This window comes from Bacillus cereus group sp. BfR-BA-01492 (genome assembly GCF_022662815.1).
Lineage (GTDB): Bacteria > Bacillota > Bacilli > Bacillales > Bacillaceae_G > Bacillus_A > Bacillus_A cereus_BD.
In genome coordinates, this window is the sequence record NZ_JAKUEH010000048.1 from 1 (window position 1) to 980 (window position 980).

Consider the following 980-nt stretch of genomic DNA (forward strand, 5'->3'; position numbering starts at 1 on the left):
TGGATTTGAGTCAATATTTTGGACACAAAAAAGTTAAATCTAAGCTACCTTTTTAGCTAGATCTTCTATTGCTTGAGGAGTTTTATAACCAATGCTACTATGAATTCGTTTGCGGTTATAAAATCCCTCAATATATTGAAATAGCGCTAAGTTTGCTTGTTCAAATGTAACATATTTTGTGCGATATACTTCTTCTTTCTTTAAAATGGCATGAAACGACTCGATACAAGCGTTATCATACGGACAGCCCTTCTTACTGAAAGAGGGTTTTATGTTGTAATTCGCGAGTAAGGTTTGAAATTCTTGACTTGTATATTGTGTTCCTAAGTCAGTATGTAGAATGAGACCTTCTGATGGTTTTTGAATATAGTAAGCGTTTTCTAACGCTTTTACTACAAGGTTCGTTGTCATATTTCGTGAAAATGAATACCCAATAATTTTCTTAGAATACAAATCCATCACAGATGCCAAGTAACACCAGCCATCTTTTTGCGTGTGAATATAGGTAATATCCGCTACCCACTTTTCATTTATTGTCGTTGTGGAGAAGTCCTGTTTTAATAGATTTGTACGTTCTTCTACAGTTGATTTTGATGAATGTGGTTTGTATTTTTTTAATATATTGGAACGGATATTTTCTCTCTTCATAATCCGTTGTACACGCTTGATACTTAGTTGTAATCCTTGTTCCAATAGTATTTGGTGAATTTTAGGTGCACCGTAACGTTCTCCACTATCTTGATGAATTTGTATAATTTTCTGGGTTAATTCTTTATTTTCACGACTACGTTTTGACTCTGTTTTGCGCCGAGATTGGTAATACGAGCTTCTCGCTATTCCAAGAGCTTGGCACATCATATGAACAGAGTATGTTTCTTTTTGACAATCGATAAATTGATGTAATTCTGTATCTTTTATTTTTTCGCGAATATGGCCATAGCCTTTTTTAAAATCTCATTTTCCTCTTTCAAGCGAAGCAT

The 980-nt window shown here is 34.0% G+C and carries 1 pseudogene; it reads right to left on the reverse strand.

The window, feature by feature from the left end:
* Positions 1-39 precede the first annotated feature (39 nt).
* A pseudogene (locus MR063_RS21465) lies at positions 40-980 on the reverse strand (IS3 family transposase); the annotation flags it as partial.